The organism is Nocardia sp. CY15, assembly GCF_009829295.1.
Taxonomy (GTDB): domain Bacteria; phylum Actinomycetota; class Actinomycetes; order Mycobacteriales; family Mycobacteriaceae; genus Nocardia; species Nocardia sputi.
This window is the reverse complement of the sequence record NZ_VUOT01000038.1, coordinates 6,088-30,556: the sequence shown is the minus strand read 5'-3', so window position 1 is coordinate 30,556 and position 24,469 is coordinate 6,088. Positions and strand designations below refer to the sequence as shown.

Here is a 24,469-nt window from a genome sequence, read left to right as displayed (position 1 = left end):
CATACCGCGGCGAAGTGGGCGCGGTTGGATGTCGTGCAGGACAGCAGCAGGTCCAGGCCGGTCGTGGTGGGCAGCAGTCCGACACCGGCCCGCCGCAGTGCGGTGATCTGTTCGGCAGGCGGGAGCATCCCGCCCTCGGCCCACAGCGGCCAATTGATGCTGATCGTCCTGTTTCCGGCCCGGTCACGCTGTTCGGCGAAGACGTCCAGATAGCGGTTGGCCGCCGCGTAATCGGCCTGCCCGGGGTTGCCCAGCACCGCGGAGACCGACGAGAACAGCACCGTCAGGCGGACCTCCGGTAGCGCCCGGGTCAAGTGCCCGACGCCGGAGACCTTCGGCGCCAGCACGGACCGCGCCGCGTCACGGCCGGTGCCGGACAACAGTCCGTCGCGCAACTGTCCCGCACCGTGGTAGAGCACGTCGACCGGTCCGAAGGTGGCGTGGGCGATCGCGGCGACGCGTTCGGCGTCCGCGGCGATCGAGACGTCGGCGCGCACGTGCACCGCTTCCGCGCCGAGGTCGTTGAGGTCGGCGAGCAGACCGGCGGCCGCCGCGTCGAGCGGACGGCGGGACACCAGCACCAGCCGGGCGCCGTACTCGGTGGCGAGGCGGCGCGCCAGATGCCGGGCGATGCCACCGAATCCGCCGGTGACGACGACCACCGATCCCGGACGCAGCGCCGCGTCGCCGGAACTCGTCGTGGCGTCCGTCAGCAGGCGCGTCCGGCGGATCTCACGTCGGCGGCCGTGGTAGCGGATCTCGGTCGCCGGGTCGCGTTCGTCGATGCCCAGCTCGGTGGCCACGATCTCGTCGATCGGCGCGGCGGGGTCGCGCTGGACGGCACGCAGAATCGGTTGCGGCTGCTCGAGCCGCAGCGTGCGGGCGAGACCGCCCAAGAGGGCGCAAGTCGATGCACCCGCGGGGCTCGCGGGCGCGATCGCGAGCACCCGGCGCACCGGCGGTTCGGAGATCCCGGCCGTCGCACGCAGCAGATCACGCAGCGGCAGGTACACCCGCTCGATCAGCGCCTGCGGGTCGTCTTCGGTCGCGGATTCGGGCCACAAGTACAACGCGGCGTCGAAGTGGAGCCGACGGGCCGTCAGCTGTGCGACCAGCAGCTCCATATGTTGTTCGTTCACCGGGTCGACGAGGAAATCGTCTGCACCGGAGCGGAATTCACCACCCGGCCGCACCCGCACGACCGTGGCAGCCCCGGGGTGGGGGTACGGGTGGTCGGCAGTGTCGAAGACGAGCAGGCTGGTCGGTTCGCGACGCGGGTGGGTGGTGGTGTCGGGTTCCCAGTCGAACCCGAAGGTGATCAGGTCCTCGCCGGCCGCGGCGGCGTGTCCGGTCTCGGCTGGGGCAGAGGTTTCCGGTGCGGGAGCCGCTGTCGAGGCGACCGTTGCCTGGCCCGAGTCGAATCCTGTCGAGCCTGCGAATCGTTCAGGATGTTCGGTGTCGATTTCGGATTCCGGCGCAGCCATGGTGACGGCAGCGTCTGGCCGGTAGTTCCCGCCGACGGTGTCGGCGAGGTGTCCGGCGAGCGCTTCGATGGTCTGGTATTCGAACAGCAGTGTCGGGTAGAGCGGTTCGCCTACCCTGGCCTCCAGCTCCGCGGTCAGCCGCAGCAGGCGACCGGAATCCAGGCCCAGTTCGTAGAACCCCACGTCCGTCGCGATTGCGGCGGGATCGGCGCCGAGTTCACCGGCGACCAGAGCGGCCAAGTCGGCGGTGATCACGGCACGCGGGTCACCTGACGGCGTCACCGGAGCCGAATGGGTGCCGGATCGTGGTGCGGGTTGTGACCGGACTACCGCGTCGGTCCGCGTCAGCAACCGTCGAATGTCCTCGCTGCCCCGCACCCGTTTGGACGTCAGCCGGTAACGCGCCACCGGCGATCCGTCCTGGTCGTAGAGCGCCACATCGGCTTCGAGCAGGTCCGGGCCGCCACCGCGGACCGTGGCCCGCACGAAGACCTCCTCGGGGGTGGCCCGCCAGGCGCGGACGTCACCGAAGTAGATCGGGATGAACGCGCTCTCGGCGTCCACGCCCAGCCGGTGCGGGTCGATGAACGGCACGATCGTGGAGGCATCCAGAAACGTGGGATGCAGCAGGAAGCCGGGCAGATGCGCGGCGGCTTCCGGTCCCAGCCCCATCGTGGCGGTGACCAGGTCGTCGCGGCGGGCGAAATGCCCGGTGGCGCGCATGAACTCGCGATGTTCGATGCCGCGGCTGCCGCTCTGGGCGTACAGCTCGGCCATACCGCGGTCCCGCGCCGCCGCCCGGAACTCGGCCACATCGATGCCGCTCGGTTCGACCGACGAATCCGATTCCACCACAACGCATTCCGCGACCGGCTCGATCGCCCCGGCTGGTGCGCCCGTCGAGTCCAAGCGCTGCACGTCGATGGCGACACGTCCGGTGGGACGGTCGATCCGGAACGCGATGCGTACCGCGTCGTCGTCACCGAGAGCCACCGGACGCTGGAACAGCGCTTCCCGGATCGTCAGGTCGCCGGGCCGGTAGCCGGCCGACATCGCCGCCCGCAGGATCATGTCGAGATACACCACGCCGGGCAGAATCCGGACACCGTGCACGCGGTGGTCACGCACCACCGGGTCCTCGGCCCGCAGGGTGGTGGCGAAGCTGTCCAGGTCGATCCCGCTCATCGCAGCGGCTCCACACGGAGGAACGACGGCGCGGGCGCGCTCTGCGTCATCGGGACCACGATGCGTGGCGTGGGCTCCGTCGATGTGCTGGAAACCGTTTTCGGCAGCATGAAGCTCCTCTTGCGGAAGGCAGGTGGATCCAGGGGGCGGCGCGTCGGCCGGTGCCCGTCGGGCGCCTGCTCGACGACCAGGTGGGCATTGGTGCCGCCGAAGCCGAACGAGCTGACGCCCGCCGCGCGGGGCCTGCCGTCGGCGGGCCGCCACGGGCGCAGTTCCCGGTTGATCCGCAGCGGCGAACCGGCGAACTTGAAGCGCGGATTGAGGTTGTCGCAGTGCAGTGACGGCGGCAGCGCCGCGTGGTGCACGGCCAGGATCGTCTTGACGGCCCCAGCGATGCCGGCCGCGGAGAGCAGATGCCCGATATTGGTTTTCACGCTGCCGACCGCACACGGCTCCGGGCCGCGCGAGCGGTCGCCCAGCACGGTCGCCAACCCCTTCAGCTCGATCGGGTCGCCGATCATGGTGCCGGTGCCGTGCGCCTCCAGATACGACAGGGCATCCGGCGACATTCCCGCTGCCTCGAGCGCCGCGGTGACCACCTCGATCTGCGCCCGCATATTCGGTGTGGTGATGCCCATGGTGTGCCCGTCGTTGCCGATCGCCGAGCCCCGCAGCACCGCGTAGACCCGATCGCCGTCGGCGAGCGCGTCGTCGAGCCGCTTGAGCAGCAGCAGCGCCGCGCCCTCGCCCGGCACGAAACCGTCCGCGTCTTCGGAGAACGTCGCGCACCGGCCGTGGGGTGAGAGCACGCCCGCCGCCGCCAGGGTGACGAACGGCAACTCGTCGAGCAGCACCTCCACGCCACCGGCCAGCGCGGCGTCGACCTCTCCGGCGCGCAGCGCCTGGCAGGCCAGGTGCACCGACAGCAGCGACGAGGAGCAAGCGCTGTCGAGCACGACATTGCCCGCGTGCCAATCGAAGAAGTCGGAGATGCGCGCGGCGATGAAGTTCTGCCCGATGCCGATGATGGTGTGCCGATCGGCGACCGGGATCCGGTGGAAGTAGTTCGCCGAACGACTGCCCGCGTAGACGCCGACCCGCTTGCCCGCCAGCTCGTCGCGCCGGTATCCGGCGTCGGAGGTGGCCAGCACCGACGCCTCGAGCAGCAACCGCTGCAATGGGTCCATCTGCCAGGCCAGTTCGTCGGTGACCCCGAAATACTCCGGATCGAACAGATCGACACCGTCGACGAACCCGCCCCACTTGCTGTTGGTCAGACCGGGGCCGCCGCCGGGGCGGTAGAAGCGGGCGGGATCCCAGCGCGCCGGGTCCACCTCGCGGATGCCCGACTCGCCCGCGGCGAGCAGCCGCCAGAACGCGTCCGGGGTGTCGCCGCCGGGCAGGCGGCAACCGATGCCGATCACGGCGATGGGTTCGGACGCTCGGCCGCGGCGGGCGTCGGCGGCCCAGGTGGCCGCGCTGGGACGGGACTGCGCGGTCTCCCCCGCGCGCGGCGGATCATCCGGCGTCGGCTGCGGATCAGCCGCTAACTGCGACGACGGTTCGGGCGCGAAGCGTTCCGGGAACTGCTCGGTCAACAGACCCGCCAGCGCGTCCAGCGTCGGGAATTCCAGCACCAGCGCCGGGTCGAAGGGCTGACCGACGACCTGCTCGATCCGGCGCACCGCCGAGGCGATCAGCACCGAGTCCGCGCCGTACTCCTCGAACCGCTTGTCGCCCTCGAAACGGGCCGGGTCCAGCTTCAGCTCGTCGGAGAAGATTTGCAGCAGTTCCCGATACGCCACCGCGGACCCGTTCGCCACTGCGGACCGGGCAGCCGCCGCGGACGTCGTCTCGCGCGCGGGGGGCACACTCGTGCGCGTCGAAAGACGCAACAGCGCGCCGTGATACGGCAAGACCACGGGAGTATCCGGCAGGCCCAGCACAGCGTCGAGAAGTTCGAACCCCGCCGCGGCGGTCAATGCGGGCAGGCCGGTAGCCCGATAGGCCGCGGTGTTCACCTCACCGAACCCGGTGTCGCGGAACGAAGGCCAGTTCACCGACCGGAACCACGGCCGTCCCGCGGCGTGCTGGGCCTCGGCGAAGCGGTCCAGGTGCGCGTTGGCCATCGCGTAGTCCGACAGACCCACCGCCAGACCGGGCAGGACGGCCGACACCGACGAGAACAACACGAAGAAATCCGGCCGGTCGGCGGCCAGCACGTCGGCGAGGACGGCGGTGCCCGCCAGCTTGGGCGCGAGCACGGCCGCGACGGCGGGGCCGGTCTTGCGCACGAACGCCGGACTCTCGGTCGAAACGCTTCCCGCGCAGTGCAGCACGCCACCGATCGGGCCCAGTTCGCGCCGCACCGCGTCGAAGAAGCCGGACAAGCTAGTCTCGTCGGTCAGGCTGCCGAAGTAGGTGCGCACCGCGACGCCTCGATCACGCAACGCGACCAGCCGCCGCACCTTGTCCGCCAGGGCCCCGGCCCCGGCGGCCACCTGATCCCATTCCGGTTCGGGCGGCAGCGGTTCCCGGCCGAGGATGGCCAAGCGGCGCGCTCCGCGCTCCACCAGCGCCGCGGCGAACTCCGCGCCGAGGCCACGCGTGCCGCCGGTCACGACATAGGTGCGGGCGGGGTCCACGACGAGACCGTCGCGAGGCGTCGCGTCCGCCAGTTCGACCGCTTCGCGTACTCCGCCGCGATACCGCACTCGCGGCGCCCTGTCCTCGGCGGCGCCGCTCTCCGCGCCCAGGATCGCCAGCAACCGGGCCGGATCGGCGCACACCGCGTCGTGCTCCGCGACCACGTGGACGCTGCGGGTGCGCACGTCACGGATTTCTTCGGCGAGCGCGGCGACCAGACCGCCCAGCGGCGCGGACTCCGGGCCGCCCGCGCCGGGGTGGCCGGCGGTGACGTGCACCAGCGTGAGCGAACCGGTGCGCGCCTCGATTACGCCCTGGTACAGCCCCATCCGGCCGAGGTCGCCGGAGGGACGGCCGGACGCCGCGGGAACGAGGTCACACACGTCCAGCACGCAGTCGGTGTCGGGGTAGCGCGCCGCCAGCGTCCTTCCGAGTGTCGCGCCCGCGGCGAAGTCGTCGCGGCTCGGGTCGCCCGGCACATCCGAGATCCGCACCAGACGTCCCGGATCGCCGCTCGCGACGCCCAGCGCCTCGACCAAGTGGTGTGGGGTCCGTGCGTCGTACACGACCAAGCTGTGCCGGGAGCGCAGGTCAGCGCTGGGCAGCGGAGCTTCCCGCCAGACCGGAACCAGCGATCGTCGTTCCGTCAGCGCGGGTTGTGCGCTGGGCGTGGGCCATTGGGCTGATACGGACTGCGGCAGTGGCGTGAACTCCGGCACCGATTGTCGACCCGGCGAGGTCTGCGGCCGGGTGGTTTCTGGTAGTGGTGCCGACCCGTGCCTGGGCGGGGGTTGCGGCGACGGCATGACCGTATGGGGCGCGGATTGCCCAGGGTCGGCTTGCGGCAGCGGAGTCATCTGCGGTGTAGAGCTGGGCCCGTAGCGCGCAGGATCGGTCATCGAACCGGATCCCGGCACCGACGGGCGCAGTGATGCGGCCCATAACGATGGTGCGGACGCGTACTGCGACCCCTGCGCGGTCCGCGAGGCCGGGCCGGATTGTGAGCCCGGGCCAGGTTGCGGCGCGGGCGCGACGTCCGGAATCCAGTACCGCTCCCGTGCGAACGGATACGTCGGCGCGGGAATACGGCGTCGCGGTCCAGGATCGCGGACGGTGCTCCAATCGATGTCACCGCCGCCGAGCCAGCGCGCGAGCCGGGAATCCTCCGCCGCGTCCCGGCACGACCGGGCGCCGGGTGCGTCGTCGACCCACGCGCGGACGGCGGCGCGCAGCTGGTCGATGTCGCGTGCCACGAACGCGGCGCGAGCACTGCCGGCTTGACGGCCGACCTGCATGGTGTACGCCAGATCGGCGAGGTCGGGTTGCTGGGCGGCCAGGAAACGGTTCAGCGCCGCAACATAATCCGCGAGCCGTTCCCGGTCGCGAGCCGAGACCGGGACCACCTGCCCGCCACTGAACCGGGTCCGCGGCCTGCGGTCGACGTACTCCTCGATCACCACGTTGGCGTTGGACCCGCCCGCTCCGAACGAACTCACCGTCGCCCGACGCGGCCGGGCAGGGTTTCCGCCGGGCCACGGCAGCGGCTCGGCCGGAATCCGGAACGGAGTGGCCGCGAAGTCGATATTCGGATTCGGCGGTGTGGCGTGCAGCGACGGAACGATGACCCGGTGGCGCAATTGCAGCAGCACCTTCGTCAGCGCCGCCACACCGGCCGCCGCCTCCAGGTGGCCGAGATTGGACTTCACCGAACCGATCGGCAACTCGGCCATTCCGGCGTCACCGAAGACTTTCGCCAAACCGGCGATCTCGATCGGATCGCCCAGTGCGGTGCCCGTGCCGTGCGCTTCGATGTAGGACACCGACGCCGGGTCGACCCCGCCGACGCGCAGCGCCGAGCGGATCACCGCCGCCTGCACGTCGGGATTGGGCACCGTGAACCCGTTGACACGGCCGCCGTGATTGATCGCGGTGCCCTTGATGACGCCATAGATGGTGTCGCCGTCGGCTTCGGCGTCCGCGAGCGGCCGCAGCACCATCGCGCCGACACCTTCACTGGCCACATATCCGTCACCGCCCGCGCCGAAGGAGCGGCAGCGGCCGTCGGTGGAGGCGAACTGTCCCTGGCTGAGCGCGACGAACTTGTAGGGATGCAGCGATAAATTCACGCCGCCGACCACCGCCAACCGGCATTCGCCCGTGCGAATGCTCTGACAGGCCAGGTGCAACGCGGTCAGCGAGGACGAGCACGCGGTGTCCACCGCCATGCTGGGCCCTTGGAAGTTCAGGGCGTGCGACACGCGGTTCGGGATGCTCCAGAACGTCGAGCCCGGCAGCGTGCCGCGCCCGAGCCGGGACTCCTCCGCTCCGAACATCTGGTAGGTGCCCCACATGACGCCGACGAACACCCCGGCCTGCTCCGGTCGCAGGCCGCCACGGGCCAGGTCGGCCCGGGAATGACCGGCGTCCTCCAAGGCGGCCCAGGCGGTTTGCAGGAAAAGCCGCTCCTGCGGGTCGAGTATCTCCGCCTCGCGCGGGGAGATGGCGAAGAACAGCGGATCGAAACAGTCGACGTCGTCGAGGAACCCGCCCCACTTGGTGTAGGAGGTGAACGGGTTGTGCCGGTCCGGAACGAAATAGCGGGTGTGGTCCCAGCGGTGCGGTGGGATCTCGGTGACGCAGTCGCGTCCCTCGATCAGCACCCGCCAGTACTCGTCGAGTCCGTCCGCGCCCGGATACCGCCCGCTTACGCCCACGATCGCGATATCCCCCACCGCGTCGGGATGATGGCCGGGCTCCGAGTCGGCGGCCGTGTCCGGCGCGGTCGGTGCCGCCCATGACGTGACCGAGTCGGCCGATACACGCGAGGTGCTCGGTCGCTGTTCGGAACTAAGCCGTCCGTCGGCGGGCGGCAGATCGGCAGCGGCCGACGCGCCGTTCGCGGGCATCGTGAATTCGCTGTCCGGTACTTGCGGCAGGACGGCTCCGTTCGGCGCAGTCGAGGTGATCCCTGGAACCGAGATGTCGTCGCCCGTGGGAGCGGGCGTCCGTGCCGTGCGATCGGACGAATCGCCGTGCTCCGGCGCGAACGGCTCTCGCACCGACTCCAACCGCACGAGCAGGCCGGCGACCGCGCGCGGTGTGGGGTACTCGAAGGCCAGCGTTGCGGGCAGTCGGTGACCGCTGGAGCGCGACAGTTCGTCGCGGATCTCGAGGGCCGCGACCGAGTCGAGCCCGAGTTCGTGCAGGGGGCGATCGAGATCGGCGCCGGGCGCCAGTCCGAGGCAGCGCCGCACCAGGGATTCCATTCGGGCGGACAGATCCGTGGCAGCGGCAGCGTCTTCGGAAGCCGCAGGGACAACTGCCACCGAATCCAGCAGCACGTCCGGTACATCGATGGCCGGTCCCGGCAGCGCGAGCGGCATCGTCGTGACCGCTGCCGCTGTCGCCGAATCGATCAACTGGCCGAGCGTGTCGAAGGCCTGCTCAGGACGCAACATGCCGTAGCCGCGCCGGGCGAGCCGCTCCACCGCGCCGCCGCTGAGCCGCTCGACCATTCCGGTGTCCGCCCACGGCCCCCACGCGATCGACAGCGCGGGCGAGCCCGACAGATTTCGCGACTCGGCCAGACCGTCGAGGAAGGCGTTGGCGGCGCCGTAGCTCGACTGGCCGGGCAAACCGACCACTCCCGCGGCAGAGGAGAACAACAGGAAGAAGCGCATCGGGCGAGACATGGTCAGCTCGTGCAGGTTCCACGCTCCGAATGTCTTCGGCGCGAGAACCCGCCCTACCCGTGTCGCGGTCTGTTCGGCGATCACCCCGTCGTCGAGCACTCCGGCCAGATGCACCACTCCCGCCAGAGGCGGCAGCTCGCGGTCGATCCAGTCCAGCGTGGCCGCCACGGCGCCACGATCGGTGACATCGAGCGACCGCACCGTGATCCGCGCTCCACGTCCCCGCAATTCGGCGATGACCGACTCCGCCCGAGCGTCGGGCGCGGACCGCGCCGCGAGCACCACCTGCGGCCGGCCCCGGTCGACCAGCCAGCGAGCCAGCCGCAACCCCACACCACCGAGGCCACCGGTGATCAGCACCGTCCCCGTGCCGGACACAACTCCGAGGCCGCCCGGCGAGGCCGCCAACGGCACGAGCCGCGGCACGCGCATGCTTCCCTGGCGCAGCGCGAGCTGGCGCGGTGACGAGGACGCGACAAGGGCGTCGGCCACTGTGCCGATATCGGCTTTGTCGTCGAGATCAACTATCCGACAGGTGATTTCATGATGCTCAAGCTGTGCGCTGCGGGCGAAACCCCACAGCGCTGATTGCTCCGGCGCCACCAGGTCGGAGGCATCGACCCGCTGCCCGCGACGGGTCAGCAGCCACAGTGCGGGCTCTCCCGCCAGTGCCGCGGCCTGCACCAGATGCATCGCACCTACCACCAGACGTTCAGCGCGGACAGGCGCGGGTGCGTCGTCGGCCGACAGCGCGATGGCGGAGACGATCCCGCGCAGCGGTACGCGTCCGTCGCCGACCGCCCCGAGTAGCGCACGGACCGCCGCGGGCACGCCCAGGTCGACCTCGAACTCGTTGTGGCTTCGGAACGCGAAACCACGACCGGGCCGAGCGAGTACGCAGTCCGCGCCGCGCGCCCGCAAGGCGTCGGCGAGACCGTCGGTGAAGTCTCCGGCCGCACCGATGACCAGCCAGCGCCCGGTCGCCGTGGCCGGTAGCACCGATTCCGCCTCGCGCCAGTCGATTCGGTAGGTGTCCGCGACCGACCGATCATCGGGTACACGGGCGGGCGCTTGCCCGGACGAGCTCGGCGTGGGTGACGGCATCACTCGCAATCCGTTCGCGACCAGCACCGGACAGCCCTCCTCATCGAGCAGTCGAACATCGGCGACACACAGCTGTGGCGTCTGCTCGACGACGCGCACATGGCCGAATCGAACGGTGCCCGCCGCGACCGAGACGAGCACCCGGTCCACGGCGAACGGCACCCACGTGCGCTCGGCGGCCCGCGGCGACATCGCCGCGTATGTCGCCTGGAACGCCGCGTCCAGCAGAACGGGGTGCACGATGCCCGCGCCGTTTCCGGTGTCGGGATCCGTCAGCGTCACCAGGGCTTCGTGCTGCCCGAAGCGCACGTCGGCGATACGGCGGAACGCAGGACCATAAGGCAGGCCCGCTCGGGCCAGCATCTCGTAGAGGTGCACTCCGGCAAGCTGTTCCGAACACCGGGCAAGGACCTCCGCCGGGCTGGAACCGGCCGGAACGCGGTGCGTCGCGCTGAGGAGGCGGGCACGGGCGTGGATGCCGGATCGCTGCGTCGTCACCTCCACCGCCCACCCGTCGCTGGACGGCTGAAAGCTCACTCGCACCTGCCGCGGACCGGTCAGCGTGAGACCGCTGGTGATCACGAGGTCATCGATCGCGATGACGTCATCGGCGACGAGTTCGCGCGCGGTGTCGGCGATGGTCGCGACGAACCAGGCGCCCGGCACGACGACAGCCGAATTCACGACATGGTCGGCCAGGTAGCGCGGGGAATCCGGTCCGAGCGTGAAGCCGAAATATGTTGTTGTATCCGTTGATTCGGTGGGCGCTGCTTGTTCCTGGGGAACGGCGGCCGGAATCGCGGTGTCGGCGGCTCGCATCGGGCGGCTCGTCTGCCCGAGGGAAGCCGTGCTGGAACCCGGCAGCGCGTGCCCGGGTCGGGCGGGAAGGCTCGCGTCCGGCGTGGAAGCCGCGCCGCCGGGGTGGTCTGCGGGCGTGATGCCTGAACTGGGAAGCGCGTGATCGGATCGCGCCGCAACGGTAGGCGTGGAGTCCGGACTCGGAGCGCCCATCGGGGATAACGAATGCTCTACGGTAGCGACGCTCGAGGTCGTACACAGGGCGTCGCCGAGCGGGGTGATCGCTGCGTCGTCTCGCGTCGGTGTGGCGCTCGGCCCCGGGAACACCCCGGTGTGCGCCGGGAGATCCCGGTGCCCTGCGGCAGCGCTGCTCGGTGCCGGAAGCGCGGAGCGGGATTCGATCCAATAGTGCTGCCGCTGGAACGGATACGTGGGCGCGAGGACCCGCCGGTGGTCGTGCGGCCGGTGAACTCGTTCCCAGTTCACCGGCAGGCCACCGACATAGAGGTGGCCGAGCGCCGTCATCATAGTCTCGCGATCACCGCGTCCGCGGCGCAGCGACGCGATGAACCGTACCGAGTCCCCCAGCACTCGCCCGCCGAGGCCGGACAACGTCGGCTGCGGACCGATCTCGAGGAATGCCTCGATCCCCACCTCGGCCAAGGCGCGCATGCCCTGGGCGAACTGCACGGGCAGACGCGCGTGGCGCGCCCAGTACTCCGCGGTGAGCTCCCCCGGGCGCAACGGCGCACCGGTGACATTCGAGACCAGCGGAATCGCGGGATCGGTCATGGTGGCACGCGCGGCCGCCGCGGCGAGGTCGTCGAGGATCGGATCCATCGCCGCGCAGTGGAAGGCATGCGACACGGTGAGGGCCGCGGTCCGGATGCCGTCTGCGGACAACCGGTCGCGAAGCAGGTCGAGCGCGGCTCGCTGCCCGGCGATCACCACCTGAGCCGGCCCGTTGTATCCGGCGATCGACGCCGCCGGTTCATACCGCGCCAACAGCGGCGAGATCTGCTCGGCGGAAGCGTCGACCGCCAGCATCCCGCCCCCGTCCGGCAGGCGCTGCATGAGCCGGCCGCGCACGGCGACGAGCCGAAGAGCGTCCTCCATGGTCATGGCGCCCGCGGCGCAGGCGGCGACGTACTCCCCGACGCTGTGCCCGAGCACCGCCGCCGGGGTGATCCCCCAACTCCGCCACAGCTCCCACAGCGCCCATTCGACGGCGAACAACGCGGGCTGGGTGAACACCGTGCGGCGCAGCAGCTCCGCGCCGTGCTCGCCGTACACGGCATCCAGGAGCCCGACGCCGTCCTCGATCGGTCCCAGCACCGCGTCGCAGTGCCGCAGTGACTCACGGAAGACCGGTTCGGAGTCGTACAGCTCGCGCGCCATACCGGGGTACTGGGATCCCTGACCGGTGAACAGCAGCCCCACCTTCGTGCTCGCTGTTCGCGCCACCCGGCCGCGGAGCAGGGCAGGCGACCGGTCCCGCAGGTGTCGCGCGGCGGCGGCGCCGGTCTCGGCGACCACCGCGAGCCGTTCTTCGAAATGGTCGCGCGCGGTGGCGGCGGTGTAGGCCAGATCGCCGAGGTACGCGCGTGCGGAGTCGGCTTCGTCCGCCCAGCGTCGCGCTGCGTCGGTGAGGGCGGTTTCGTCACGTGCGGAAAGTACGAGTACCTGCGGGGTCGGTGATTCCGGGCGCGCTGCCGGTGCCGGGTCTCCCTGCGTCAAGACGACGTGCGCGTTGGTGCCGCTCATTCCGAAAGAGCTGATCCCGATCGCCGGTTCGTGCCCGGTGCGCGGCCAGTCTCGCGCCTCGCGCACGACTTCGATCGGTGCTGCCGACCAATCGATCAGCGGGTTCGGTGTGTGGAAATGCAGGCTCGGCGGTATCCGGCGGTGCTGCAACATGAGCACGGCCTTGATGACTCCCGCGACACCGGCCGCACCCTCGGTGTGCCCGATATTGGTCTTGACCGACCCGATGAGCAGCGGCTGCGTGCGTCCCGCGCCGTACACCTCGGCCAGCGCGGTGGCCTCGATCGGGTCACCGAGCGGGGTGCCCGTGCCGTGTGTCTCGACGTAGTCCACCGCGTTCGGCCGCATGCCCGCCCGGTCCAGCGCGTCGGTGACGACGCGTTGCTGGGCCGGACCGTTGGGCGCGGTGAGCCCGTTCGATCGCCCGTCGTGATTCACCGCGACGCCACGAACGACGGCCAGCACCCGATCGCCGTTGCGGCGGGCCTCCGACAGCCGGGTCAGCACCAGCATGCCGCAACCGTCGGCGCGGACGTATCCGTTGGCGTCGGCGTCGAACGCCCGCGACCGTCCGTCGGGCGACAGCGCGGCCAGACGGCAGAATCCGATGGTGGTCTCCGGAGCCAGCTGAAGGTTGACACCGCCCACGAGCGCGAGATCGCAACGGCCTGCGCGCAGGCCGTCCCAAGCTGCTTGCAGCGCTACCAGTGAGGAGGAGCACGCCGTGTCCAGCGTCATCGCCGGGCCTTGCAGCCCCAGCACGTAGGCCAGCCGCCCGGCCGCGACGCTCGGCGCGGAACCGATCACCGAGTAGGCGCCGATCGCGGTCGGATGGGCGGCCCGGACCGGCGTTGCCGGGTACTCGCTGAAGCACAGTCCGACGAACACCCCGGTGCGGCTGCCCGCCAGACCGCCGGGTGCGCGGCCGGAGTGCTCCAGCGCCTCCCAGCTGGTCTCGAGCAGCAGGCGTTGCTGCGGGTCCATCGCGCGTGCCTCCGACGCGCCGATGCCGAAGAAGGCGGGATCGAATTCGTCCGCGCCGTCGACGAAACCGCCCCAGCGCGTGTACATCTTGCCCAGGGCGGCCGGGTCGGGGTCGAAGTAGGCGTCGATGTCCCAGCGCTGCGCGGGCACCTCGGTGATCGCGTCGCGGCCCTGCCACAGCAGATCCCAGAAGTCCTCCGGCGTGCGCACCCCGCCGGGGAAGCGGCAGCTCATGCCCACGATGACGATCGGGTCGTCGTCGTGGTGGGTCCGATCGCTCTCATCTGTCGAAATGGACGCCGAAGCACTCTGCTGCACAATTGGTTCCGGCGTAATCGCCTCGGGCGCCGGCGGTGTCTGCGTAGTCGCCTCCGGCATCTGGGATGTCTGTGTCGTCGACTGCGAAATCCGCGATGCGGGCGGCGCCGACGTCATCGACTCCGAAATGCTCGCTGTCGGCACAGCCCTGTGCTCGTCATGGGCGAGCCGCCCCCACCCGGCCGCATCGTCCACGGTGGGCGCGGCCGCGCCCTTACGGTGCAGAAACCGTGCGATGTCACGCACCGTCGGGTAGTCGAAGACCAGTCCGGCGGGCAGCGGCATCCCGATCTCGGCGGCAAGCGCTGCCCGCAATTCCATCCCGGTCAAGGAGTCGACTCCGGTGTCGTGGAACGGCACATCCGGGTCGAGTTCGCTCGCCCGATCGAGCACCCGCATCGCGACGCGCTGCACAAGCGCCTCCCAGGCAGCGACATCGTCGGACGCGCCACGGGTTTCCGAGGCGCGGACGCCGCGGGGAGCCGGGAGCCCGGGGCCGACGAGGGTTGTCTCGGCCTCCGGCTCGCTCCGCAGCGGCGCGGTCGTTCCCGCGACGTGGCCAGCGCGGTTCGCGTGCCACCGCTCCGGCACGAATTCGAAGACGCCCGGGGTGGTGCTGTCATGTCGAAGGAGATGCGTCAGCGCCGCGGCCGCGTCGTCCTCGTACAGCGGCGGTAGACCGCGCCGCACGAGCCGCGCGGTGACATCGGCCCGGCCTGCGGCCATACCCACGTCGGCGAACGGCCCCCACGCGATGCTCAGCGCGGGCAGTCCCTCGGCACGACGCCGCCATGCGAGCGCGTCCAAGGCCGCGTTGGCCGCCGCGTAGTTCGCCTGACCAGGGGTGCCCAGCACGCCCGCCACAGACGAATAGGTGAGGAAGAGTTCCAACGGCTGGTCGCGGGTGAGCTCGTCGAGGTGGCGCGCCGCGTGATATTTGGGTCCGAGCACGGTCTCGAACCGCGACCAGGTCTGCTCGGTCGCCACACCGTCGTCGAGCACTCCCGCGCAGTGGACCACGCCGCGCAGCGGCGGGAACCCGGAGTCCGCGATGTCCCGCAGCAGTGCCGTGACGGCCGCGCGGTCGCTGACATCCGCCTGGCGCGCCGTCACGTGAACGCCGTTGGCGCGCAGCGACTCCAGCAGCCGCGACCCCGCCGCGTCCGGTGCGCGTCTGCCGACCAGCACCAGGTGCCCGGCTCCGTGGTCGGCCAGCCACCGTGCGGCCGCGGCACCGAGACCGCCGAATCCTCCGGTCACCAGGTAGGTGCCCTCGGTCACCCGGTCACCATGCGCGGCGCCCGGGGTGTCCTTGCCGAGCAGGACGACGCGGCCGGGATGATTCCGCTGCGACATGGCGCGGAACGCCTCGGCGGCCCGCTCGATACCGTGCACCGCGTGCGGCAGCGCACGCAATGCACGCTGCTCGAACAGCGTCATCACGCTGCGCAGGATCGCGCCGAGCCGTCGCTGGTCCACAGCGGCCGGATCGATCTCCCGGTGATCCACACGACCGCTCCGGGGGGCCGTTGCGGTCTGCACCGGGTCGACCACCTCGACGAGTCGACCGCCCGCGTGCAAGACCTCGGAGGCGTGCGCGGCGAAGTCGTCTCCGAGGGTGTGCACGACGACGTCCATTCCGTGCGCCGCGGTCGCCGCTCGGACGTGTTCGGCCAGCTCGTCCTCCCGCCAGGTATCGATACGCGCGACCGGCAAGCCTTCCTTCCCTGCCCAGCGACACAGTGCGGCGGTCGCGAACACCTCGGCGCCGGCGTGCACGGCCAGTTGCACAGCGGCCATGCCGACGCCGTCGGCGGACGCGTGCACGAGCACCCGGTCCCGGGCTCGCACGCCGCCGACGTCGAACAGCGCATGCCATGCGGTGGTGTAGGCGTACGGCACGGTCGCGCCCTCGGCGAAGGCGAGGTGATCCGGCAGCACGGCGACCGTGCCCTGGTCGACCGTCACGTAGCGAGCGAAACTGTCACGCGCCAAAGCGACGACACGGTCGCCGACCGCGAGACCCTCGACATCCGCACCGACTGCGGTGATCCGGCCCGCGCATTCCGCACCCAGCGGCAGCACGCCATCCGGATGTATGCCCGAGGCAACCCACAGGTCGGGAGCGTTGAGGCCGGTGGCGGCGACCGCGATTTCGACCTCCCCTGCGGCCGGAGCGCGGCGGGCACCGGATTCCAATCGCATCCGGTCGAATTCGCCGGAGCGGTGCGCGACCAACCGGTAGTCATCGGAGGGCGCGGGACCGGCGGCGAGGCGAGCGGTCAGCCAACGGCCGTCGCGGATCGCGAACTCACCGGCGGCGCGGACGCCGAGCAAACCCTCGACAATCGTGCTGTCCTCGAGGAATTCGGTCGGCAAGTCCAGCAACCGGCACCCGAACTCGGGATGCTCGGTGGCCACTGCGCGGCCGAGGCCCCACAACAGAGCCTGATCGGGATCCGGCCGGTCGGCTGGGGTGACGCGCTGGGCGTTCACGGTCAACAACCACAGCGCGGCAGGCTGGTGCGCTGCCGAGTCCACCGCGCGCGCCAACCGCAGGGCGGCGTCGACGCGGGTCTGCGCGGACACCGTGGTCCAGGCGAAGACGACGCCCTGCACCGAAGGCAGGGTGGGGAAAGTGGAGGCTGCGTTCTCAGGGCGAACGACCACGGTCGCGGCGCCTCGCGCGGCCAGTCCGGCGGCGACGGCGTCACCGACCGGCCCGTCACCGAAGACCAACCAGCGGCCCACGGGCTCGTCCCGGGCAGGCGCGCCGCTGTCCGCGGGAACCCATTCGACGTGATGCAGCAAGCGCGCGAGCCTGGAGGGATCAGTCCCGGCAACGGCTTTCGGCGCGGCATCGGGTTTCGCCGCCAGCAAGCTGACCCCTTCCAAACTGGCGAGCAGCCGCCCGGACGCGGAGTGCAGTGTCGCGTCGCCCACGACAACGCGCGCACCGCGTTCGGTCACCCGCACCCGGCACAGGACGGTCGTATCCGCGACAGCCCGGCTACCGAAGAATCGAGCACGATCCATCCCAGAGGGCAGGAACATCCCGTCCGCGGCGGCGGTCACCACGATGCTGTGCAGGCAGGCATCGAGCAGGATCGGGTCGAGCATCGCCGAGGCCTTGTCCGGCAACCGGAACACGGTCTCGGCTTCGGACTCGCTGATCCGCCGGAACTCGACGGCGCAGCGGTAGTCAGGGCCCAGCTCGAGGCCCAGCCCGGCCAGAGTGTCGTAATAGGCGGGCCATCTGCCCGCGTCCGCGCCGGCCGCCACACCCGCGGGCGGTTCCGGCGGAGCCGTCGCGGCGGCGGAAAGTTTCGCCTGCGCATAGCTGGACTGAGCATCCTCGGGACGGACGAAGCGCACCCCGTACCCGTCCGGGCCGGGATCCAGCGTCACCCGCACCGTCGACTCGGCGGCGACCTCCAGCGGCGCGATCAGCCGCAGCTGGGTGACGTCCCATGCTCCGGGCAGCTCAGCGGCGATTTCGTTCAGCTGAGCGCACAGCCAGGCCGCGGGCACTGTCGGCACACCACGCAGCCGGTGCCCGGCGAACATCTCCGGGGTGAGCCGCAGGGTGCGCGACGAGTGCGTGCCCTCCGGGCGTGGTGTCAGTTCCAGCCAGTGCCGTTTGCGCTGGAAGGGATAGCTCGGTAGGTCGATATGGCGCCACGAACGTTCGGAATACACCGTCACCCAGTCGATCTCGACACCGCTGACATACCGGCGCGCCAGCTCTACCGCACCGCTCGACATCTCGGCTACCGACCCGCTCGCGGTGATCCCCGCGGCGACATCCTCGAGCGCCGCGCGCAGCTGTGCGGCGGTGTCGAAGGCGATCGCCACCCGCTCGCCGAAATGGGTACGGCCTACCGCCGCGGACGCGCACAAATCCCCCAGTGCCGTCTCCGGGTGGGCGGCCAGGAGATCCCGGTAGCGTGCCGCCAGTTCGCGTAGGGCATCGGTGGTCTTCGCCGAGAAAACCAGCAGGTACGGTCCGGAATCGTCGGCGACACCGGCCTCGGGCGCCCGCGGCGCCTCTTCGATTACCACATGCGCGTTCGTCCCGCTGATCCCGAACGCGCTCACACCCGCCCGCCGCGGCCGCCGTGAACGCCGCCACGGACGCTCCTCCGCGACCACGCGGATCGCGACCGAATCCCAGTCGATATGCGGATTGCCCGAACGGAAATGCAGCGAGGCGGGAATGCGCTCGTGCCGCAGGGCCTCGATCACCTTGATGATGTTGGCGATGCCCGCCGCCGCCTGGGTGTGGCCGAGATTCGACTTCACCGAGCCGATCCACAACGGCGCGGCCTCCGTGCGGTTCTCCCCCAGCGCGGAGGCGAGCGCGTGAACCTCGATCGGGTCACCCAGTGCCGTGCCGGTGCCGTGCGTCTCGACGTAATCGATATCCGCGGCCTCGACCGCCGCATCCCTGAGCGCGGCGCGGACGACCCGTTCCTGCGCCGGACCGTTCGGCGCGCTCAACCCCTGACTACGCCCATCGGAATTGACCGCTGATCCGCGCACCAGGGCCAGCACCCGATCGCCGTCCCGCTGCGCATCCGCCAGTCGTTTGAGCACCAGCACCCCTGCGCCGTCACTCCAGACCACGCCGTCGGCGCGCGCGTCGAAGCTCTTGCACCGGCCGTCGGCCGCCAGACCGCGCGCCCGCGCGAAGTAGATGTCGAGCGAGGGTGTGAGGACCACGGTCGCCCCACCGGCCAGCGCGAGATCGCATTCACCACTGCGCAGGCTGCGCACCGCCGTGTGCACCGTCACCAGCGACGAGGAGCACGCGGTGTCGATGGTGAGGCTCGGACCGTGCGCGCCGAGGAAATACGACAGCCGACCGGAGGCGACGCTGGACAGGTTGCCGGTGCCGAACCAGGCATTGGGGGCGACATCGGCCCGCGCCATCCGCTCGGCATAGTCATTGGACATCAATCCGACGAAAACGCCGGTCTTGCTGCCTTCCAGGCGGCTCGCCGGATATCCGGCGTGCTCGAGTGCCTCCCAGGCTGTTTCGAGCAGTAGCCGCTGCTGGGGATCCAGCATCCGCGCCTCCCCGACGGAGATGTCGAAGAATCCGGCGTCGAATTCCTCGACACCGTCGACGAAACCGCCCCAGCGCGTGTAGGTCTTGCCTTCGGCATCCGGATCCGGATCGAAGACGGCGTCCACATCCCAGCGCTGTGCCGGGACCTCGGTCACCGCGTCGGTCTCGGTGGCGAGCAGGCGCCACAGGTCGGCAGGACCGCGAACACCACCGGGATAGCGGCAGCCCATGCCGATCACCGCTATCGCGTCGGCGTAAACGCCTGCATCAGAGTCGGCTTCGCCCGATGTGAGGTGAGACATGTTGGGGGTAGTAGGTGTAACCGGGAGTTCGGTGGGGTACAACGGGGTGGTGAGCTGCTCGGAGATGCGCGTGATTGGTCGCTGCGCGGCCTGCTCGCGCGCCCTCGAGGGCGGGGCGTCGCGCTCGCGCGCGGACTTCGCGCCGAGCCGGGCGATTTCCTCCGACACCGCGGCGACGGTCGGATGATCGAACAGCAAGGTCGCGGGCAGGCGTACCCCCAGATCGGCCGCGAGCGCGTTGCGCAGTTCCACGGCCATCATGGAATCGAGTCCGAGTTCACGCAGGGGGGTACGGTCGGATACGGCCGTCGTGCGACCGAGCGTCGTCATGACGTGCGTACGCACCAACTCCAGCAGTTCCGCCGGGTCGCGGGGGTCCTGGATGTCCTGCGAGTCGACCTCGGAGACCGTTTCCGGTTCCGCCGAAACACCCGCGATAGCGGGGAATACCGCGACGACTCCCTCTGCCGACACCAGCGAGCGCAGCGCGCGAGCACCGTCGGCGGCGGCCAGTTCGGCGACGCCGTGGCGCACCCACGCCCGACGGGCCGCGTCACTCAGGCCCCCGGCCATGCCGGTGCCCGCCCACGGACCCCACGCGATGCTCACCGCGGGCAGCCCTCGAGCCGAGCGCAGGCGGGCCAGGCCATCCAGATAGGCGTTCGCCGCGGCGTAGTTGCCCTGCCCCGCGGTGCCCACCACAGCGCTGACCGACGAGAACAGCACGAACACGTCGAGCGATCTACCCGCGGTCAGCTCGTGCAGATGCCAAGCACCCGAGACCTTCCCCGCGAATACCCGCTCGATGTGCCCCGAGGTCTGCTCGATCAGCAGGGCATCGTCCAGCACACCAGCGCAATGCACCACCCCGGCCAGCCTCGGGAACTCGCCGCCGAAGCGAGCGATCAACTCGGACAGACCGTTCCGGTCGTCGACGTCGACCACCACATTCTCGACGCGCGCACCGAGGGCGGCGATTCCCGCCAGCTGCGGCTCATGCTCCGGGCCGGGCGCGCTGCGACCGGCCAGCACGATGGTGCCCGCCCCGGCCTCGGCCAGGGTCCGCGCGGCTGCCGATCCCAGCGCTCCACGCCCCCCGGTGACCAGATACGCTCCACCGCGATCCAGCCACGGGACTGCCTCGACGTCCTCGGTGGTCTGCATCCGCATCGTGTACCGGTGACGTCCACGCAAAGCGACCGCGTAGTCCGCTGCAATGGATCGGATTTCGTCTACCAGCCGATGGTCGTCGCAGCGGGCGCCCACGGGCAGGTCGATCAGCCGGCAGCTCAACTCGGGCAGTTCCGTCCGCGCCACCGCGCCGAGTCCCCACAATGTCGCGGCAGCCGGACGCACGGGTTCCCCGGGCAGCGCTCCGGTGGCGCCTACGGTCACCAGGTACAGCGGTCCGCTGTCGACCGTCCGAGCCATTGCCCGCACCACACCGAGTGCGAACTGCGTCTCCACCCGCGCCGCGCCGGCGCTGTCGTCCGCCTCGGCATCCGCGAGGTAGATCACCGCCCCGTGGCCGTCGGGCCAGACGTCCGGATCGGTCGTACGGTCCACCGCCACAGAGTCTGTGCCCGCGGACCGCAACGCGGCGGCGAGCCGGTCCGCCTGCGGGCCGACGCCGATCACCAGCGCGTCGGCGAGATTCCGCTCGCTCGGATTTGGCGCGGCGGACTCCCAAGTCGGACGGTGAATGAGGCCGGACATACGATCCCGATCCTGCGATCGCCCGGCAGTGCCGGACTCGGCGAACCATACGTCTTCGATATCGCAGACCATCTCGTCGGCGGTATCGAAGACGGTGATGCGAACTGTGCGGCCGGTGCGCTGCGCCAACGCCCACGCCGTCGCCCCCGCGTCCGCGCCGGACAGCCGCAGACGGCCTATGCCAACCGGCAATCGGTCCACGTGACCTTCCCCGGACACCAGGGCCAGGCCGGTTTGTACCGCGGCGTCGAGCAGACACGGCAGCCAGGCGTCCGGTTCGTCGGCCAGTTCCGCCGGACGCGTGAGTTCGGCGAGCACGCTGTCCGCACCGAGCCGAAGTCGTGTGATCCAGCGGAACCGTGGACCGAACGTCAACCGGCCGTCCGCGCATCGTCGGTAGAACTCGTCCACGTCTCCGTCGGTGGACGACGCGAGCCGTGCCGAGGACAGCTCGCTCGCATCGCGCGGCCGATCCGAGGCGGCTCGAACGGCCGCGGACACCGCGGTGACGCCGCCGTTGCCGACTTGGAAACGAACTTCGGTGCGGTCTCCCGCGTCGGATACGAGCGGCTCGGCCAATTCCTCCAGCGGCACCGGCCGAGCGGCGACGAAGTCGATCAGTTCGTGGCCGGTGCCTCCGGCCGCACGCAACGCCCGCAGCGCGAGTTCCGCCGCCGGGACCACCGCGCGACCCCGGAAACGATGCTCGGCAAGGTAGTCGATGTTCGGCGGCGCGCCCGCGATCGGCACGAAGAGCCGCTGTCGTTCGAAAGGGTAGGTGGGCAGGCCGTTGCGCCGCCGCGCGTCACGGGGCACCACCGCCGTCCATTCGATCTCCGCGCCCGCGCAGTACAGGTCGCCCAGACCGGTCAACAGCACCTCGTCGTCGGCGGATGTCCGGCGCATACTCGGCACCCACAACGCGTCGGGGGCAGTGTGCCGTCCGAACTCCAGCAGTACCGGCTGCGGTCCCACCTCCACATAGGCGTCCACACCGAATTCGGCGACCGAACGAACACCCTCCGCGAAACGGACGGTGCCACGGGCGTGCGCGCGCCAATACGCGCCATCCATCGGGCTTTCGATCCGCGCGCCGGTCACGTTCGACACCAGCGGAACCGCCGCCACCCGCGGGCTCGGCACCAACTCGGCCACCGCGGCCCCGAAGTCGTCCAGCATCGGGTCCAGCAAGGGCGAGTGGAAGGCGGTCGCGCCGGGCAGTCGCACAACGCGAATTCCGCGTTCCTCGGCTGCCCGCATCACCCGGTCCACCCCGTCCGCCGCTCCGGAAACGACGAACTGTCCAGGACTGTTGACCGCAGCCACCGACACACCCGCCGCGAGTTCATCCAGCAGCGCTTCGAACTGCGCGGGCGCGGCGAAGACCGCCGCCATCGCCCCGCGTTGCGTCACCGCCTGCATCAACCGGCCGCGCTCGGCGGCCAGACGCAGCCCCGCGGCAAGGTCGAACACCCCTGCGACGGTCGCCGCAACCAGCTCACCGAGACTGTGTCCCAGCACCACATCAGGGCGAATACCGAACGCCGACCACAGTTCGGCGCACGCCCATTCGATCGCGAACAGGGCCGGTTGCGCGTATTCGGTGCGGGTCAGCAACTGCTCGTCCGCATCGAACAGCAGCGACCGCAAGCGAATCCCGCCGGGCAGCGGCCCCAGTAGCTCGTCACATCGATCGAGCGCCGCGCGGAACGCCGGATATTCGCGGTCGAGCGCCGCACCCATCCCCGCGTACTGGGCGCCTTGCCCGGTGAACAGCATCGCGACGCGCGGCTTCCCGGACACCGGGTCGGTCGACCGACTCGAAGGGGTCGCGAGTTCGCGCGCAGCCTCCTCGACCGTTCGCGCAACGACCGCGCGCCGGTGCGCGAAATGCGTGCGTCCCAGCGCCGCGGTGGCGGCGACGTCGGCGAGCGGCACCTCGTGCCGGTCCAGGTGCTCTGCGTACCGGCGGGACAGCGCATCGAGCGCGGACGAGGTGCGCGCCGAAAGAACAAGCAGCGCAGCGCTTTCGGAATTCAGGCGCGGCTCCGGTTCTGGTGCTTGCTCCAGCACCACGTGCGCGTTGGTGCCCGCGAAGCCGAACGAACTCACTCCCGCCAGCCGCGGCCGCTCGGTGCGTGGCCACGCGGTCTCGTGGGTGGGCACCACCAGCGCCGTACCGTCGAGCGCGATCTTGGGGTTCATTGTGGCGAAATCGTGCTGGCGTGGGATTCTTTCGTGCTCGAGCTGCAGCACCACCTTGATCAGCCCGGCAATGCCCGCTGCCGCCTCGAGGTGCCCGATCTGCGACTTGACCGAACCCAGCAGGCACACCGACCCGTCCGCCCGCGGCGCGCCGAGTACCTGGGACAACGCCTCGATCTCGATCGGATCGCCCAGCGGTGTTCCGGTGCCGTGCGTTTCGACATAACCGACCTGGTCGGCGGTGCACCCGGCGTCGGTCAGCGCGTCGCGTAGCAACTCGCGCTGCGCCGTCGGGTTCGGCGCGGTCAACCCCATGGACCGACCGTCGTGGTTCACACTCGACCCCCGGACCACGGCCCTGATGACGTCGCCGTCGGCGATGGCCCGCGAAAGCGTCTTCAGAACGACGACACCCGCGCCCTCACCGCGCACATAACCGTTCGCCCGCGCGTCGAAGGGCCGGCAGTGCCCGTCCGGCGAAAGCGCGCCCATTCGGGCCAGCGCCTCCGAGGTGAGTTCGGATTGCAGCAGATTCACTCCCCCAGCCAGCGCCACGTCGCACTCCCCCGCGCGCAGGCTGCGGCACGCCTGGTGCACGGCCACCAGCGACGACGAACACGCCGTATCGATCGTCACCGCGGGGCCGCGCAACCCCAGCACGTAGGACACCCGCCCGGCCACGATGCTCGACATCGTCCCGGTGAGCGTGTGCGCGTCCACCGAACTCACCCAGTCCGGCGTGATCGTGCGCTGGTATTCCTGCCAGCTGACGCCGAGGAAAACCCCCGTGCGCGCCGCGTCCGGGCCGTCCGGCGCCAGTGCGGCGTCTTCCATGGCCTCCCAAGCGACTTCGAGCGCCAGTCGCTGTTGCGGATCCATCGAGGCCGCTTCGCGTGGCGCGATGCCGAGGAACTCCGCGTCCATGGCATCGATCGGACCGGCGAGCATTCCGGCCCGTCGCCGCGCTTGCCGAGGCGCCGAATCCGTTACCGTCCAACGGTTTTCCGGCGCCTCGACGATCGCGTCGCGGCCTGAGGACAGCAGTTCCCAGTACTGCTGCGGGGTTTCCGCGCCGCCAGGCAAGCGACAACCGATCCCGACAATGGCGATCGGCTCACGCTGCGGCCGTGCCTCCAACTCCTGAATTCGGCGGAGTGCCCGCGTCAGCAAGACCCGTAGGTCATACCCATCTTCCGACAT

2 protein-coding genes (1 of these 2 cut by a window edge) are annotated in these 24,469 nt (G+C 70.6%); both read right to left on the bottom strand.

Features of this window, described 5'->3' with window-relative positions; all coding sequences use genetic code 11:
• A protein-coding gene (locus GVY39_RS29080) for a thioester reductase domain-containing protein (RefSeq protein ID WP_159930110.1) crosses the window boundary here: on the bottom strand, positions 1-2,669 show its start. The gene continues 9,427 nt to the left of window position 1, outside the view; the window shows 2,669 of its 12,096 coding nt (coding positions 1-2,669); the start codon lies at positions 2,667-2,669; its stop codon lies off the left edge, out of view.
• Positions 2,666-24,469: a type I polyketide synthase gene (locus GVY39_RS29075; protein WP_159930109.1), complete on the bottom strand. Its 21,804-nt coding sequence runs from the start codon at positions 24,467-24,469 to the stop codon at positions 2,666-2,668. The genes GVY39_RS29080 and GVY39_RS29075 overlap by 4 nt, the downstream gene beginning before the upstream one ends.

Excerpts from the sequence above, each read along its gene's own strand:
- GVY39_RS29075 (WP_159930109.1), bottom strand. The coding sequence starts at position 24,469 with ATGTCGGAAGATGGGTATGACCTACGGGTCTTGCTGACGCGGGCACTC.